13 protein-coding genes are annotated in these 16,937 nt (G+C 59.0%); 1 reads left to right on the top strand and 12 read right to left on the bottom strand.

Annotation, left to right across the window (positions count from 1 at the left end; translation table 11 throughout):
* Positions 1-167 precede the first annotated feature (167 nt).
* The 12 genes from nifA to IVA92_RS01050 all read right to left on the bottom strand — a co-directional run bounded on the left by nifA (position 168) and on the right by IVA92_RS01050 (position 14,477).
* Positions 168-1,940 carry a nif-specific transcriptional activator NifA gene (gene nifA / locus IVA92_RS01105; protein ID WP_247281318.1) on the bottom strand — a complete coding sequence of 591 codons (1,773 nt, stop codon included), beginning with the start codon at positions 1,938-1,940 and terminating at the stop codon, positions 168-170.
* 256 nt (positions 1,941-2,196) lie between these two features.
* The gene (locus IVA92_RS01100) at positions 2,197-2,964 is read right to left on the bottom strand and encodes an SDR family oxidoreductase (RefSeq protein WP_247281339.1); all 768 of its coding nucleotides are present in this window, start codon (positions 2,962-2,964) and stop codon (positions 2,197-2,199) included.
* A gap of 979 nt (positions 2,965-3,943) precedes the next feature.
* On the bottom strand, positions 3,944-4,918 hold the full coding sequence (locus IVA92_RS01095) for a nodulation protein NodZ (RefSeq protein ID WP_247281317.1): 975 nt from the start codon (positions 4,916-4,918) through the stop codon (positions 3,944-3,946).
* A gap of 190 nt (positions 4,919-5,108) precedes the next feature.
* Positions 5,109-7,121, bottom strand: coding sequence for a carbamoyltransferase (locus IVA92_RS01090; RefSeq protein WP_247281316.1), 2,013 nt, complete (start codon positions 7,119-7,121; stop codon positions 5,109-5,111).
* A gap of 199 nt (positions 7,122-7,320) precedes the next feature.
* Positions 7,321-8,109, bottom strand: a complete 789-nt coding sequence (locus tag IVA92_RS01085) for an ABC transporter permease (RefSeq protein ID WP_247281315.1) — start codon at positions 8,107-8,109, stop codon at positions 7,321-7,323.
* A 3-nt stretch (positions 8,110-8,112) separates the two neighbouring features.
* Positions 8,113-9,027 (bottom strand): nodulation factor ABC transporter ATP-binding protein NodI, encoded by a 915-nt coding sequence (gene nodI, locus IVA92_RS01080; RefSeq protein ID WP_247281314.1) that lies wholly within the window; start codon positions 9,025-9,027, stop codon positions 8,113-8,115.
* A gap of 4 nt (positions 9,028-9,031) precedes the next feature.
* Positions 9,032-10,744 carry a nodulation protein NodU gene (nodU, locus tag IVA92_RS01075; RefSeq protein WP_247281313.1) on the bottom strand — a complete coding sequence of 571 codons (1,713 nt, stop codon included), beginning with the start codon at positions 10,742-10,744 and terminating at the stop codon, positions 9,032-9,034.
* Between the two features lie 11 nt (positions 10,745-10,755).
* Positions 10,756-11,385 (bottom strand): nodulation methyltransferase NodS, encoded by a 630-nt coding sequence (gene nodS, locus IVA92_RS01070; protein WP_247281312.1) that lies wholly within the window; start codon positions 11,383-11,385, stop codon positions 10,756-10,758.
* 23 nt (positions 11,386-11,408) lie between these two features.
* Positions 11,409-12,767, bottom strand: a complete 1,359-nt coding sequence (nodC, locus tag IVA92_RS01065) for a chitooligosaccharide synthase NodC (RefSeq protein WP_247281311.1) — start codon at positions 12,765-12,767, stop codon at positions 11,409-11,411.
* 14 nt (positions 12,768-12,781) lie between these two features.
* Complete coding sequence (gene nodB, locus IVA92_RS01060) at positions 12,782-13,435, bottom strand: chitooligosaccharide deacetylase NodB (protein ID WP_247281310.1); 654 nt, start codon at positions 13,433-13,435, stop codon at positions 12,782-12,784.
* Positions 13,432-14,064: a NodA family N-acyltransferase gene (locus IVA92_RS01055; RefSeq protein ID WP_247281309.1), complete on the bottom strand. Its 633-nt coding sequence runs from the start codon at positions 14,062-14,064 to the stop codon at positions 13,432-13,434. Before IVA92_RS01055 ends, nodB begins: the two co-directional genes overlap by 4 nt.
* Positions 14,061-14,477 (bottom strand): response regulator, encoded by a 417-nt coding sequence (locus tag IVA92_RS01050; protein ID WP_247281338.1) that lies wholly within the window; start codon positions 14,475-14,477, stop codon positions 14,061-14,063. The genes IVA92_RS01055 and IVA92_RS01050 overlap by 4 nt, the downstream gene beginning before the upstream one ends.
* Positions 14,478-14,919: 442 nt before the next feature.
* On the opposite strand from IVA92_RS01050, the gene IVA92_RS01045 reads away from it, so the two are divergent.
* Positions 14,920-15,864, top strand: a complete 945-nt coding sequence (locus tag IVA92_RS01045; RefSeq protein ID WP_247281308.1) for a LysR family transcriptional regulator — start codon at positions 14,920-14,922, stop codon at positions 15,862-15,864.
* Positions 15,865-16,937 lie beyond the last annotated feature (1,073 nt).

Genomic DNA, 16,937 nt, shown 5'->3' with positions numbered 1-16,937 from the left:
CGATGACCAGCACCGGCTGACGCGAAGAGGGCTTACACTTCCCGGCATGGCCACCCCCAAGCAGAGCACATCGGTTTCGTATCCGCTTCATGGACCAGAGTACCGCCTCTTGCACGTTCTCCTACCGCGCCCGGGCGAGCGAGAGAGACGCGAGCCCGACTTTTTAATCAGAAACGCTTGATCTCGATACCGTGCCTTCTCAAGGCATAGCCAATCTGGCGCGGCGTCAGTCCAAGCAAGCGCGCCGCCTTGGCCTGTACCCACCCGGACCTTTCCATCGCCGCGACTACACGCTCGCGATCTGTGACCTTGGCGGCACCTATGCTAGGTCGGCCGGGTGGCTCTAGCGGCGTCAGTTCGCTACCGACCGGCTGATCGTGTGCCACAGGATGTGTCGGCGGCATGCTCAGCCTTGTGGGAAGTGAGATTATCGGGCTCGGCTGTCGCGCCACTTGCTCCGGCCCGCACTTCCATAGCGTGGCCGACAGGCATTGCCCGTGCCAGCAGGCAAAATCGTCTCTTCCGATCGATGATCCGTGCGCCAGGGTCGCGGTCCGCTGCACACAGTTCTCCAGCTCGCGGACATTACCGGGAAATCCGCAATTCATAAGAACGTCAACCGCACTTGAATCGAAGACCAGAGCACGGCCGTTCTCATTGTTGAAGTTCTTCAAGAATCGAGTGGCGAGAAGCGGAATATCAGTGCGTCTATCGCGCAGCGGCGGCAGTAGCAGAGGAACCACGCTGATGCGATAATAGAGATCGGCACGAAACTCCTTCCTTGCCACCGCCTCTTCAAGATTCTTATTCGTGGCTGCAATCACGCGGACGTCGACTTTGATCGTCTGATTGCCGCCCACCCGCTCGAACTCCTGCTCCTGAAGTACGCGCAGGAGTTTCGCCTGGAACGAGGCCGAGATCTCGCCAATCTCATCCAGAAACAACGTTCCCTTGTCGGCGAGTTCGAAGCGCCCCTTCCGCGCGTTGAATGCGCCCGTAAACGCCCCCTTCTCGTGACCGAACAATTCGGATTCCAGCACTGTCTCGGTGAGGGCTGCGCAATTCAGCTTGATAAAGGGGCGTTTGGCGCGCGCTGAACGCTCGTGAATAGCCTTCGCGACCAGCTCTTTGCCGGTACCCGATTCGCCACGCAACAGAACGGTGCTATTCGATTTTGCGATCAGCTCGATCTTCTCAAGCATCGCGCGCAGCGCCGGGCTGTCGCCGATAATTCCATCGACTTGGACCTTCTTACGCTCCCACCCATGAGGCTTGAGTTCGGACAGCTGCTTCTGCGGCCGGAACTCCTCGTCCATAGGCCGCCCGCGATCGCGCGCAAAAACGCAATGCAGCTTCGCCGTCTGGCCCACAAGGCTTGCGACCATCGTCAGCAGGCGGAGGTCGTCCTCGAGCTGCGCATGCGTCCCGTTGTCTGCGATGCGGTCGATGCTCAGCGTACCCACAACCTTCTCGTCAATCTCTATGGGAACGCCGATGAACGCAACACACGTATTACCGGCGGCGTCCAGCATCTCGACGTCCGAAGAACTGAAGATCGGCTGCAGCGCTACGTTCTCGACGATGAGCGGCCGCCCCGTCGCCACAATTTGATCAATTGCTCCTTGCGGCAAGCGCCCCCCGCAACGCGCGTCGCGCCCTTCGCTCCGGCAGTCGTCTACGATGATCTGGGGCACCCCGTCATGTTCGAACAGACATACGATGCCGCGCCGCATCTGCACGAGCGATGGCAGACGCTCGATGACGCTCGCCAGCTTGGCTTCGAGCCGGCATAGGCCGGTGAGCGTGTGCGCTATTTCAAAGATCGTGCTTAGCGATTTCTCTTGCGACGGCAGAATAGAAGCGGAAGGGCCCGCAGAAGCGGAAGGGCCCGCGTCGGAGGTTGAGTTTGGTCTTTCGCGCAGGGAAACGCTGTCCAGCATAATGACTTCTCCGTTCCTTTCTTGATCCTCCCCATCACCTCGATCGGACTTGTTGGACTCGTGTTGCATGCCTGCCTCGATCTGACATCCGGTTCTCAGGGCGGGGCGAGTGATGACGCCTCTTCATGGCACGCCGGCAGCACTTACAGTGCTAGATTTGCCGCTTTATTCTTTCCAACTCGCTGCGCGGATTCGCCCCGGCCAACATGGCTTCCACCGATGAAACTCAGTTAGTCGGGTTCAGGGACGAATTCACTCACAAGTGTTGCCCGCCGTTGATCGGCACTTCGGCGCCAGTGACATAACTCGCCGCATCTGAACATAGGAAGAAAATGACCTTGGCGACCTCTTCGGGTGTACCCACCCGGCGTAGTGGGATCTTTGGCACAAGATACGCTTCCGTGTCAGGCGACAAAATGTCCGTCTTGATTTCGCCGGGCGCGATCGCATTGACGCGAATGCCATGAGAGGCGTAATCGTGCGCCATTTCGCGCGTGAGACAAGCGAGCGCAGCTTTCGACGTGGCATATGCCGTTCCTGCAAATGGATGCACCCGCGCTCCGGCGATCGAAGTCACATTGACGATCGAGCCTGAAGCCGCTTTTAGCTCATCGAACAGACCCTGAGCGAGCAGGATCGGCGCCACCAGATTGAGGTGGAACACGCTCATCCAGGTATCGACTGAGGTCGCTAGCGACGTAAGCCGGGCACCGTTTGGCGTTTTTGGTGAGTTTCCGGCATTGTTTATCAGTCCCTGCAGCGGTGCGCCGGCAAGGCGCTCCTTTATCTGGGCAATCACGCGCGGTAACGTCCGATGATCGCTCAGGTCGACTTCGATATAGCTATCCCCCTCTGAGTCCCATGGGCAGCGCACCGCCTCGAATGGTTGGCGCGCGCAAGAAATGATGCGCCAACCGGCTTCCGAAAACAATCTTCCCGTGGCGCGACCGATACCGCGCGATGCCCCGGTCAATACCAGCGTTTTCCGCTCACGCAGCGGACGGCCCCCTCCATCGGCGTGAATTGGACCGCGAGCGTCCGCTTCCGACGATTGAGCTGTGACCGCATTGTGATCTGGTAGACCTAGATTCACACGCGACTCCCCTCCGCTCCCCTCGCCTGTGCACCTGGTGCAGGATCCGGGCCAGAGCGATGCAGGGCACAGGTGGCGCGCTTTTAGGACGCAAATGGCAGGTTCCGAACATCTGGCCTGTTTGCTTTTCGACACCAACCACGCAGCAATGGCTGTCGTCGAGCTCCCGGGTGCTGCCCACTGCGTGCGCTAAGGCTTCGAGCCGAGAGGCTGGTGTTTCCATCGCGAGCTGACTGCGTCGTCCTCCATGAGTGGTCTGTGGGTCATGCGGGCTGGACGAGATAGGTAAGCTGCCTTTGGCGGAGATCAGGATTTAATGGCCAGTTCGTCCAAGTTGCTCTCGGCCATGGTACGCGCGGCCGTACATGCGGCTCTTGAGCAATATGGATGGGCCGCCGGCCCCGCGGTTCATCCACCTCCGTCCGAAAGGACTCTGCGAGCGGCGCATGAACAAGGCCGTCGTCCAGAAAACGAGCTGACCGGTTGCCCAGCAAAGGCGATCCATCTACCGGACGCGCCTCCTTGCTGCTGGGACATTCTGACGTGACTGTCTGTTACGTCAGATTTCCTCGGCGACCCGAACCGCCATTGCCGTGCTTTTCACCGTCTGGCCCGCGATGGCGGATTTGGCCGGTGGATGACAGAATAACCTTTCCGCGCGACTCGACTTACACAGGAGGGCCCGAAGCATTGCAGGGCACGGCCGTCGGCGCCCGCGGGCATTGGCCTTACGCTTCGCAGGCGTTCGCCCTCCCACCGCACCGTGGTGGTGCGCCGGTCAGCCGTCGCTTGCGGGACGGAAGTCGCCATCCACCGATCCTGCGAGACGTTGCGAAACGCGATGGTGTCGAGCCAGCAGTCTCAGACCGATGATCTAGCCCGCCATTGCTCAGGCTCACATTCTGGCGCTTCATGAAGCCGCGAAATGTTCGTATGGGTTATCGATCATGGTCAAGTGCTCCGGCTTGCTCTTGTCGAATTCAATAATCCGTGGCACGAGCAGACGGGCATAGCGCGTGAAGGCGCTGGTGGGGGGAAAGCGGATCACTGTAGCGCATCGCGCAAGAAGATACATGTCGATGAGAGCGGAAGCTCCACCTTCAATTCCCATTTCCGCACTATGCAACGGCCCTGCCCGATCGGCCTGGAAACGTTTTGGTACGGCAAAGACATCGGGAAACAGACCCAATAGGCGATCGAGCACCTGTGCACTGTCCGTGCACAGGAAGACCTTTACAGGCTTTGGATATGGCAAAGCCTTGGCTTTACAGATTGCCATGCAGACCTGACGGAGGGCGAGCTCCGAATCGGCCCAGTACGGCGCATGCTCCATGATATCTTCGCCATTGCCGTGCCGAACATGAACGCCAATAATGCTATGGCCGCTAAAGTGTTCCTCATACAAGGCGTCGACCCGCGCTTGAATCTCGGACCTGAGCTTGATGTTCCGAAAGATCAGTCGTTCGGCTTCCTCGCCACAACGCCACATCAGGCAGGCGTCACAGACAATGGTGTTGGCTTCGTTATCTTCTCTTGCCTGGAACAGCTCGGTCAGTTCGTCACGTTCTTTGAAGATCTGCTCATCCGGACGATGGATGCAGTCGATCGACGGCCTATTCCACCACCGCGGGAAGAACGGTCCGGGAAACGAGAGCTGGTTGATCCGGTCATCGCAAATCACCGGCACCCCAGCGATGTCCTCAAGCGGCTCGAAGAACACCGGAAAGGCGTTGCTGAACGGTTGGTCGATGTAGCAGGAACCGCGCCAGTCAACGACGAGCGTCCGCCCGGTCCGCTGCGCGTACGACCAGGCTGAGGCCAGCGACCAGAGGCAGTCACCAAAGCCGGTACGCCTGCGCGAAATAACAAAGCGTTCCTTCGTCAAGTTATAAACCCTTCTCGTTGCGCAAGATTAGTTTTGTGTGGCGCACCTACTCCTGCGATTCCGATCCACGCCAATGGACGGCTGGTCACCTGGACGCAAGGCGATCAACCCGCAAGCCCTCCTCCACGGCACCGCGATTGGCAGGTCATGCAAGAGCGTCCAAGGAGCCCTCTTCCGCATTGCCCACCTTTTACGACCGCGCAGGCTGTGACGGATGCAGCCGAATACGGCGCAGATCCCAGAGCCCGCGCAGTTCGTTCACGAGCGCTTCTCGCCTAGTCCTGTCAGAGGTGACCCTGGCGAGAAGATCGGCAAGAACAGCTTCCTTCTCAATTTGCATCAGCATGTCGAACAGGTCATGCGAGACGCGCACGCTGTCCTGGCTGGAGTGACCCATGCGGATCTCGCAGACTGTCTCCTGGCGTTCTCGGCCGGCATGAGCGCGAACCCGGTAAAGAGATACATGGGGCGGCAGTGATACGGCGAGTGCAGTCCAGCTTTCGAGCGTTGTTGCCCGCTTCTTGACGAGGAATGACCCGACTACAAGACCATCCAGCTCGGTCGATAAAAACGCCGTAATCGCATCGGCAACGGAATCTACGATCGGTTCGGCATTGTTGTTGAAGGACGTATTAAGCAGAATCGGGACGCCTGTCCGGCTCTTGAACGCATTGATGAGTTCCCAATAGGCGGCATTGTTCGTGCGGGAAACCGTCTGCAGCCGAGCCGTACCATCGATATGCGTGATCGCGCCTAGCAAAGCACGCTTGGATTCGTGCACGCGAACGACGAAATTCATGAAGGGATATTCTGCGCGACCATCCGGCAACTCAAAGAACGCGCCCGCATCCTCCTCCAGAACCGATGGCGCAAATGGTCGATAACTCTCGCGCTTCTTGACCATCGCATTGATCCGGTCCTTGTTCGCCGCGGGTCTCGGGTCTGCAAGAATACTGCGGTTGCCGAGCGCGCGAGGGCCGAACTCCGATCGGCCCTGTACCCAGCCGATCACGGCGCCATCAGCCATCCACTCGGCTGCTCTGGTTGCGACGTCAGCGGTCCGTTCAATCTCCAGGTGTGCAGCCCATCCCTTCAGTTCCTGTTCGATGCTGTCGTCGCTGCCGACATCTGGCCCCCAATAAACCGCCTGTAGTCGCTCGCGGGGCGCAGGCTGCCCGGCCTCGTTCGACACCATCAGTGCCGCGCCCAATGCGCATCCGGCGTCATGCGCAGCCGGCTGCACGAAGATGTCTTCGAACAGGCCTGAATACAGGAGTTTTCCGTTCAGCGTGCAGTTGTGAGCCACCCCGCCAGCCAGGCACAACCGTTTCATTCCAGTCGACTCACGGTAATGCCGAAGAATGTGAAACACGATCCGCTCCAGCGCCTCCTGCAACGATGCGCTCACATCTCGATGCTGTTGCGTGAACGGCATTCCCTTTCGCCGGACCTCAATATTGCGCAGCAATGCCGGACCGATACGGTCGAGGTGAACGCGGTAGCCACCGTTTGCGGAGAGCTCATAGAATTGGGAAAAGAGCTCGCGATAGCGTGCGGGATCTCCGTAAGGAGCCAGCCCCATAACCTTATACTCGTCGAACAGGCCGTAGCCGAGATATCGGATCGTCTCCAGATAGAACAGTCCGAGAGAGTTATTCTCTGGAAAGGTCATAAGCTCGGTCATTTCGGTGCCCGACCCGACCGCCAAGAGACCCGACAGGAAGTCGCCACAACCGTCGATCGCGAGGACCAGGCTTTCTTCAAAACCCGACATCGCCAGAGCGCTCACGGCGTGGGCCTGATGGTGGCCTACGAATGACACCCGCGAAGGATCAACTTGGGTACCGAACTCCGTGGCTAGAAGATGCCGTAACAGCAGATTCGCATCTAGCGGAATTGAGATTTCCGGTTGTGAGATGAACAACCGTTCGAGCATCGCATTGCAATAGGCTTCAGTAGCGTAGAACGCAATACGATCGACGTCGCGAAGCTCCACACCCGCGGCTGCAAGACAGTATTCAATCGCACTGCTCGGGAGCTTGTTTGAATGTTTGATCCGGTTGAGGCGCTCCTCTTCCACGGCAGCGAGCACGCGCCCGTCCTTGACAAGTACTGCGGCGCCGTCGTGCAGAAACGTGTTCGGTAGTCCAAGGGGGTTTTCATAGACCCTGTCGAGGCCGCCACTCAATCCTAGACACAGCATCTTGTTCTCCGTTAATCCTGAGAGGCCTGTCGGCCTATTTCGTATCGCTTGCTTTGGGAGTAGGCCGCACGTCGTCGCGGGGCCGATCAGGCATCGCTAGCGTGACAAGACTCACATAAGCGTCGCACGCGATCGGAAGTTCGTTACGCCCGATATCTCATCTCGCACGCGCGATGCTTCGCTTTAGGTCTTGTTCCTCTCACCGCATCAGGCGCTGCCGAAGCAGCATGGCCGAGACGAGGAAGGGAAATGCTGCGTAGATGCAAAGTGCGCCCACATGCAATCCGACGCTGTCGACCGGCCGACCGAGCATTGCCGGACGAATGAGATCGACCGAATGAGTCAGCGGCAATAAGGCCGCGATGCGTTGAAATGAACCGGGCAACTGGCTCATTGGGAAGATCGCCCCGCTCAAATACATCATGGGCGTGAGAATGAGCGACTGGTAGAAGATGAAATAGTCGTGGCTCGGTGCAAGTGCTGAAACGACCATTGCGAGGCTCGCGAAAGTAACGCCAGTGAGGGCGATGGCTGGTAACGAATAGGGGATGGATGACCACTCTGCGTAACCCAGCGCGACGGCGACAATCGTGATCGCGGTCCCGGCGAGCAAGGCCTTGCTCGCTGCCCACGCCACTTCGCCGAGAACAATGTCGCCGAGCGTAAGGGGCGTACAGAGCACTGCCTCCCACGTGCAATTTGTCTGCATGCGAGCGTAAGCCGCATAGATCGTTTCGAAGGTTGCGGAGACCATCGCGCTTGTGGCGACCATGCCAGCCGCCAGAAACGAGATGTATGAGGTCCCCTCAACACCACCTATGATCATTCCAAGGCCAAACCCGAGACCGAACAGAGAGCTCATCGGCTCGGCCAGATTCCCAAGAATCGATGCCAGAGCGACTTTCCGCCAAACCAAAAAATTGCGGCGCCATACCGCGATCCAGTTCCATGGATTAGCAGGGAGCGCCGGCGCAAAACGTTGCCACATCGTTCAGTCCTTTATCTCTCGCCCGGTTAGCCGCAAGAAGACATCCTCCAGATTTGGAGGACGCTGCAGAAAGCGGAGATCAGTGCGGTTGGCAAGCCGGAGGCGCACCTGCTCTGGATCCGTGACATAGCAGAAGAGCGTCTCCCCGCTCACCTCAGCGCGCTGCACTTGGGGTCTGACCAACGGCAGCAGTTCATGCGGATTACCGCCGTAAATCTCGATCACTTGGCAGCCGATCTGCTGCTCGATCAGCGCGTGGGGCTGACCTTCGGCGATCTTACGGCCGTGCTCAAGCACGCACAGGCGGTCGCACAATCGCTCCGCCTCTTCCATGAAGTGCGTGGTGAGAAGGATCGTTTTGCCGCGCGCTAATAGCGAGCGCAAGCGTTCCCAGATCAGGTGACGGCCGTGCGGATCAAGGCCGGTCGTCGGCTCATCAAGCACCAAGAGCTGCGGGTCGTTAATGAGGGCCCGTGCCAACGTCAGGCGTCGCCTCATGCCGCCGGACAGTTCGGCGACGCGGGCATCCGCCTTGTTCTCCAGGCGCGCGAATTCGAGCAGTGACGGCGTGACCGCTTTCACCTCAGCCGCGCTCATGGCGAAGTAGCGCCCGAAAACGAGCAAGTTTTCGCGCACCGTGAGCTGAAGATCAAGGTTATCGAACTGTGGGACAACCCCGATCCCCCGCCGCGCCAAGGGCGCCCGTGCCGGCACTGGCTCGCCGAGCACGCATATCTTACCTGCGTCGGGCGATGCAACACCCAGGATCAAACGCGCGAGCGTGCTTTTACCCGCGCCGTTTGGTCCCAGCAGACCGAAGCACTCTCCCGGCGAGACCATAAACGAAAGAGCGTCCACGACGACCCTGTCGTCGTAGAACTTGCTCACCTGGAAAAGGTCGACTGCCGCGGTTGACATTTGCTTACGCCATCGCGACGGACGTTATTCGCGCCGCTTCCTCGCTTGCGCGTTTTTTTGTCCAAAGCAGCCCGTCACACCATACGTGATCGACGCGTCCCCACTGGCACGCGGCGGCAGCATCCGGGAAAAAGCCGCGTCCATGCAGATTGGCGCTGGTATTGCAAAGCAGCGGAATGCCTGTGAGCTTCTCGTATTCGACGAGAAGCTCGGCCACTTTATGCTGAGAGGTTCTGGAAACGGTCTGTAGACGAGCAGATCCGTCGAGATGTACGACGGCGGGAATTTTGTCCCGCCATTCCGGTCGCGTCTGGTGATCGAACAGCATGTACGGATCGGGTATTCCAGGGCTAAAAATCTCCGCCGCACGATCCTCCAGGCATATCGGCGCTACCGGCCTGAAATGCTCGCGAAGTTTGATGTCGTTGAGATGATCTTTCATTCCTTCCCAGCTCGCAGCCGCGAGAATGCTTCTGCCACCCAAGGCTCGTGGTCCGAGCTCGGCACGCCCGGCAAGGAAGACCACTGGCTTGTCGCAAGCGAGGATTGCCGCAAGTTCGCCCATAGTGCAGGGCGCGCCCTCCCATTCGGGCGGGACTTCGCTGGGACGCACGGCCGGTCCACTGTAGACCGACCATTCCAGAGCTCTAAAGCCTTGCTGTGCCGCCAGCGCAGAGCAAGCAGCACCAATGGCTGAGCCGCTGTCGTTCGGAAAGGGCGGCACCCACACGACATCGAATAGGCCGGTCGCACGAAATGCACTATTCCACTTAATATTCAGGCCACAGCCGCCGGCTATGCAGAGGTTACGCGCCCCCGCAAGATCCGAATGCCGCTCCACAACATCAGCAATGGTGCGAACCAGCAGACGCTCTAGAAAAACGTGAAATGACGCAAGGACGTCTTCGGCTTGCTTTTCCTTCAATCGCATTGCGCACGCATCGAAGAAGTCGTGCAGAGCTTCAAGCGGCGCTTGTGAGCTGTTGATCTGTTCAAGCTCAGGACAAGCGCCCTCAGCATCCGTGGCAAAGTGCGCCTCATAAAGTTCATGAAACGTCTTAATACTGTCCTCGTCGGGCGATCCCAGCGCGATATAGGCCATCAGCTTGCCGGCAATACCGAGATCCCAGCTGGTGCGGTCTGCCCGCTTGTAAGGTCCAAAGTGATGTCCTGCCGTCGCATAGGCGTGACCTATCATCGGAAACAGGCACTCGATGAACCGGATGCCATGGGGCTCGACATAGTAGAGGCGTGGAAACATGCAGCCGTCCCACACCAAGCAGAAAGCAGATTGCGCGGATTTGGCAAACGAGCTGGCGCAATATGCGGATGCTACGTGCCCGGTGACATGGGGATAGCTTTGATAGGGATATAGCTTCCCATCAAGCATGAGGCCGATGCCATCGCGGGACGCCAGGGGGCTATCGCCTAGCCGTTCGACATACGGCGCGCCCTTGAGCTTGATGGTCGTCGTCCCACTAAGGACTTCAAACTGCGACTCGAACTCTCCATCCCAGCCATCAATAACGAACTGATCAACATCGCTCGGATGCAGCCCGTGCTCCGCCAAGGCGCTAACAACGGCATCCAGGTTGTCGATGGTTTGATAACGCGGATTGTTGTTCAGCTTCTCCTGTTCGACACAAAACACCACCCGGCCGTGCTCGATCAGAGCGACTGCCCCGTCATGCGTCAGCTTGATACCGCAGATACGCATAGTGGCTCCTTTCAAGCTCGGCCGTTAGGACGGATCGAAGATCGCTCCGGATTGCGAAAGCGGACCAACAAGCAGTCTTCGTCAGCCGACTGCCCCTGGCACTGCACGCGTTCGACCTCGATGAGCGCTTCAGTCAACATCGTGATGACTGTCTCGGCGCCAGCGACATGCCCCCATCGCCTGCAGGTGGCATCACGTGCAGATCCGAAGACCAGATGCCCACCTGGAGCAAGCATCTTCACTATTTTGTCGATTGCGGTACGCATCCGTGTCATGTCTTCGAGATAGTAGAGAACTTCGGCGACCACGATCAGATCGAACAGCTCTTCGGTCGAGAACTGCAGAATATCGCTCGCCGCCCAGCTGATATGCGACCACCTCTTGGTCCGCTGGACCGCTCGACCGATCGCTCGCGGCATAACATCGATGACCGTGAGCCGTTTGCAGTGAGGAGCAAGCTTCTCTGTGAATGCACCGGCCGCGCACCCGATCTCGAGCCCGGTTGAGACGGCGCCGTTCGACAGCGATAGCCGTAGCAATTGGGTGTGACGCTCACGTTCGAACGGATTGTCGTCAAGCCGCCACGGGTCATCGTTAGTCAGCTCCCGTTGCAACGATTGATGTGTCTTGTCCACGCTCACCACTAAATGCCCCTATAAAGCTGTCAGTCAGTCTCGGCCGCAATGCCATCAGACGCGGTCAGCTGCGAGGGAGCGCGCGAAAGACCGGCCCCGCGAATTGAGCCAGGCGTTTCCGATACCGGGTTAAGGCTTGGTCCAGTTGTCGCGTCTTCGATCGAGGCCTTCGATTCGTCAACGTGTGATGATTTCGCTACTTTGCGCGAGAGCCAGTCGCTGTTGCTCAAGGTACAGAGCGCATAGGCTTTCATCGGGAGCAGGAGGAAGATGTTGATCGGGGTGTGGAGCGAGAAGCCGATAAATCGAAGCTCGCCGGCACGAAGGGCCGCCACGCCGCATCGAATCATGGTCATCGCGACGATGGTCAGACCGGTCCACCAGGGCACGGTGCCGGTGAGCGTGAGCTGAGCGAGCGCGGCAATCGATGAGATGGCGAGCAGCAGCGGCCCGAGGTTCTGTCCGAGCACGTCGAGCGTAAGGTACCGGTCCAGGGCGGGCAACAGGTGCAAACCCAGCAGCGTGTCGCGGTAAGTGCTCCGCGCCCAGCGGAGCTGTTGCCGCAGATACGGCAAGAGCCTGTCCGGGACCACCGTGGCGGCGATGGCGTCCGGAACGTACTCGGTTCGAAACCCTGCCTTGAGCATGAGGATGGTCAGATGGCGGTCCTCACCGAAGTCGCTCGGCTTTCCCCGGAAGAACTGCGTCTCGTACTGGTCCAGCAGCAACAGCAGCGCGGAGCGGCGGTACATGGCACACGGCCCGCAGCAGCACATGACGGCACCAAAGCGCGTCTGCGCCGCGCGCTCCTCGTTGCAAGCCAACCAGTACTCCATGTCGATCAATCGGGTCAGCCAGCTGTCGTTCCGGTTGCTGGCTGTCAATTGCCCCATGGCCGCGCCGACGGCTGGATCCTGCATCTTGCGTACGAGTTTGCTGACCACGTCGCTGGCGATTTCCGTGTCGGAATCGACGTTGAGCACGAGATCGCCGAACGACCGGCGTATCGCTGCGATCTGCGCCTTGCGCTTTCCAACGTTGCTCGGCAGCAGAATGACGTTGAACCTCGGGTCATATGCGTAGCTCCCATGGACCGGGGCCACTGCAGCGACATTTGCCGAGCCGTCATCGACCACATAGACCTGCAATCGCCCTGGGTAGTCCTGGCTTGCGAGAGACTTCAGGCAGGCGGCCAGCGTGCGCGGGTCCTCGTTGAAGCAGGGCACGATGACATCCACGCTGGGCAGAGCACCGGTGTCGACCGGGTCGTACGGCGGCAGTGAGGCGTCGGTTCGCAGCGCATAAAGCGCCTGCGCGCTCTTATGAACGCTGGAGAGCAACGCGTAGGAGGCAACAGCAACGGTGCTGATGGTGGCAAGCAGGCTCATGGGAGTTGATCTATTCAGTGAGTTTGAGGAATCGACCGGATTGCAAATCCACGGTCATGCAGTGCTGGAATGAGCTGGGCGAGCGCCGTCACAGTCTGGTCGCGCCGACCAGAGTGAGGGCAGCGTTCCAACTCGTCGGGAGGGCACCCGTCGTGCAGGAGCACGATGGCCCCCGGCCGGACCGAGGCCAGCACCGCGGCAACAATCGCCTCGGCGCCAGGACGAGACCAGTCTTGCGGGTCGACTGACCAGTGCAGGGCTGCCAGTTCGGCCTTCGCCGACGCGGCGAGGGCCTCCTTGGTCCAAGTCCCATACGGCGCACGCATGTGCCGCACAGAGGCTCGGGGGCAGGCCATTCCGATCATCTTGTTCGTCGTGAGGATCTCGTATTTCACCTCATCCGGCATGCATTTGGATAAATCCGGGTGCGTCATTGTGTGGTTTGCGATTTCGTGCCCTTCTGCAATGATGCGCTGGATCAGCTCCGGCTGACCCGCTGCATATGCACCGATCACGCAGAAGGTGGCGGGGGCCCGATGCTGCGCCAGCACATCCAGGATGGCCGGCGTGCAATGCGGGTTGGGCCCATCATCAAATGTCAGATAGACGCAGTGCTCTCCGTCGGAGTAGTCGCTCCGCGCTTCAGTCTCGTCGTCTGCGGACGTCACAGTTCCGGCCCGTTTCGTTCAATCATCTCACCGGCCGGCCATTCGGTCATTGGCCTCGCAATCGGCAGAACGAGGACGACCACGTCCTCCACGCGCGTCGGAGGCACAGTGAGATAGATATCCGAACGAGTGGACCGGACACTGAGCCCTGGCAAAACAGTCGCCAATCCCTGTCGCCCGAGCAGCCGGGTAATATGTTTCTGCAGGGCGGATCGGACCGTGCCAAAGCCGAATGGCACCCCAAGATCTCGCAATACCGGATACATCACGCGGATAGAGTGGCTGATGCCGAGCCCCTCGAGATCCGGGCGTACCCCGTACAATCCGAGTTCAGCCACAAGCAGATCGACCTCACCAACTTTTATGAAGCGGCGCAGTGCGCCGATGTGAATCGCGACGCCACGATCATCATAGCCGATCGCCCGAATCTCAGGCCTTGCGCCGGCCCAGCTTCGATGATCTTCAAAGGGCTTTGCATTGAATGCCCCGGTCGGACCATAGGTCTTCCGGAAGAAGTCGGACAATTCAATATGGTCAGCAAGTTGAAGCTCATTCTCCCAGCACAGCCTCCAACGAACTGGAGGGCGCGCCGAAACACCTCGTCTGGATTCGGGCGCGATCATTTTCATAGAGAGAAATTCCTATTCATTATCTGACTCCTGACGCAGGCCAGCAGTTCGCTACGCTGGAAAGGCTTGCTCAAGAACTGGAGTCCAGCTTGCAGAACTCGCCTCATATCCTCTTCGGAGTTGTCTGTGAGCAGAACGGTGGGAAGCGCGCCTCCGGATGCAGCAAGATGATGGAAAAGCTCAAAGCCACTCATCCCGCTCGACTGCATGTCCGCGATCAAGCACGACGTGATCAAACGGCGGCCCGATTTTAAGAACTCGTCTGCGCTCTCGAAGGGTTCGGGTACGTAACCCGCGGAAAACACCATATCTGTCAGAGCTTCACGCACTGACCGATCTGCATTCACAATGGATACGACGTCGAGCGTGTGCGCAACTCGCATCAGATTCGCCAGGGACGCCTTCGCTTGCATGTTCCGCACGATTTCTCCGCAGCAAGGACGCAATCGGATGCGACCAAAACACATTTGGCACCCGCAACCGAAGGGGTCCAACTGGAGGGAAATCTACGGCCAGGTTGAGCGTTCGCTCAATTCTACGGCGGTACACGGCCGGTATAGAATGGGTTGGCGAAGCCATACGATGGTTTGCTCGTCCTATACGCCCACGCACATCTGCGGATCCCCACCGTGCTAGCTCGCCGAGATATGACTTGCGCAACACGCGCGAAACTGCGACCGCACGGTCCAGATGTCTTGATCGATCCCTGGCGCTGGGCTGAGACGCGCTACGATTTGTAACCATTCTGATAGATCTGACATCTCGCTAAACTATCCTTTGCTATCCTCATTCGGTACAAATGGTAAAATCGATTGTATCGATAGAACACATTCATACGGTGGATCACTCAAGATTATGCGTTTCAAGGGACTCGATCTGAATCTCCTCGTCGCGTTCGACGCCCTGGTGACGCAAGGCAATCTCACTGCGGCGGCAAGAAGCATCAACCTCAGTCAACCTGCCATGAGTGCTGCCGTCGCGCGGCTTCGCACTTACTTTCGCGATGAGCTATTCACGATGAGGGGCCGGAAGCTTGTCCCAACGCCGCGGGCTCAAGCGCTCGCAGTCCCGATTCGCGAGGCTCTCGCTCACATTCAGCTCTCCATCATTTCTCCGGACGGCTTCACTCCGTCTCAATCGAATCGGCGATTCAGGATCATCCTGTCCGACTTCATGACTGTCGTGTTTCTTCGACGAATCGTGGACCGCGTCGCGCGGGAAGCTCCGACAATCAATTTCGAGTTGCTGCCGCCCGTAGAGGAACCCGATGAACTTCTCCGGCGCGGTGAAGTCGATTTCCTCATGTACCCGGAGATGTTCATGTCGAGTGCGCATCCCAAGGCGGCACTGTTCGAGGACACTTTCGTTTGCGTGGGCTGCCCGATGAACAAGCAGCTGGCGCCGCGACTTACGTTCGAGAAGTACATGTCGATCGGGCACGTGGAAGCCCAGTTCGGGCGCTCCCTGAGGCCCTCCTTCCACGAATGGCTCTTGCTCGAGCATGGTTTCAAGATACGCACTGAGGTCGCTGTGCAGGGTTTTGGTATGATTCCGCCTATGTTATTGGGCACCAACCGTATAGCGAGCATGCCCTCAAGATTGGTCAGCCATTTCGCAAACACGATGCCCCTGCGGGTCATCGAACCTCCGCTGCGACTTCTCACATTCACCGAGGCCGTCCAATGGCCGGCCATTCATAATACTGATCCCGCAAGCATTTGGATGCGCAACATGTTCTTGCAAGAGGCATCCATGATGGTCTCTCCGTCCGAGACCAACCAATGTCACGGCCCGTTCTAGGATTGTTCGGCCGTTTGCGACCTACTCTTCGTTAACCAGATCTACGCCAGGCTCGAAGCACCGGTCCTCGCTGGTGTTCGGATTGGCGCGCCTGAGCGTAGTTTGATCGGGTCGGCGGCGCTATTGATCTCGCGCTGGCGTGACGATCTTGCGCGTCATACAGCTCGTTCGGCGGCGCTCCGCAATGACTTTCCGCTGGTCCGACGGGCTGCGTCGCGCTGTTCTACATGAGCTGAGCTCAGAGCTCGCGAAATGATCCGGCCAGTCAGGTGAACGAGATCCGGCCTCGGCACTAAAATCCCTTGAATCGTACACCGCGTCAGGTTGTAGACCAAGACCTGCGATCGAGGCTGCAAACGTGGACACTGCTAGCGCACCCGCACCGCTCTTCGCCTGCCGTTGGGCATTCTCCTTGCCGCACTGTCCCGGCGATCGCAGCAGTAATGCCGAAGCTCGTCAGTAGCTAAACGCCTCTTGGCGGGCCGCCCCACAGGGTCGATGCCGGCTCGTTCGCGTCGAACCAACTTGTTCTGCCGAACGCCAACGCTGTCCACAGTCGCGTCCGGAAAGCGCAACGCGAGCTGGCGTAACTCGGGAGAGCGGAACCTGCAAGTGAGAGGTCTGCGCAAGGTTGGCATGGAGGTTGAGACACGTCATCTCAACGGCTTGTCTTACTCTTATACTCGATCCCGCATGACGGAGCGCAACCGCAAACTCGCTGGCCGCAGGATCAACCTGGATCCACCCGCCGTGAGCTCGCGGCATTGTCCCGCTGCGCGCGTGCTTGGGGGATGAGTGTTTATGATGAGAGGACGGCAACTGTGCCAATGTCCGGCGCACGGAAGGGCTCGTCGCTCCCATTCGCCAAGCCCTGCTCCACCTACAGCTTTTGCTCGTTTCGGGCGACATGGTCAATCCAGCCACATCGGATCGTGGGTGCAGGGTCATCCTTTCGGATCTCGCGACAGTCGTGTTCTTTTCGAAAGTGTCGTGGCGCGTGGCGCGCGGGATGCCGCCGCCGTTAGCCCCGAGTTGCGGCCCCTCACCGCTGTCCCCGAAGAGCTACTTCGGTG

Source organism: Bradyrhizobium sp. 154 (assembly GCF_023073875.1).
GTDB lineage: Bacteria > Pseudomonadota > Alphaproteobacteria > Rhizobiales > Xanthobacteraceae > Bradyrhizobium.
Note: the sequence above shows the minus strand (reverse complement) of the source record. Positions and strands in the feature narration are given on the sequence as shown.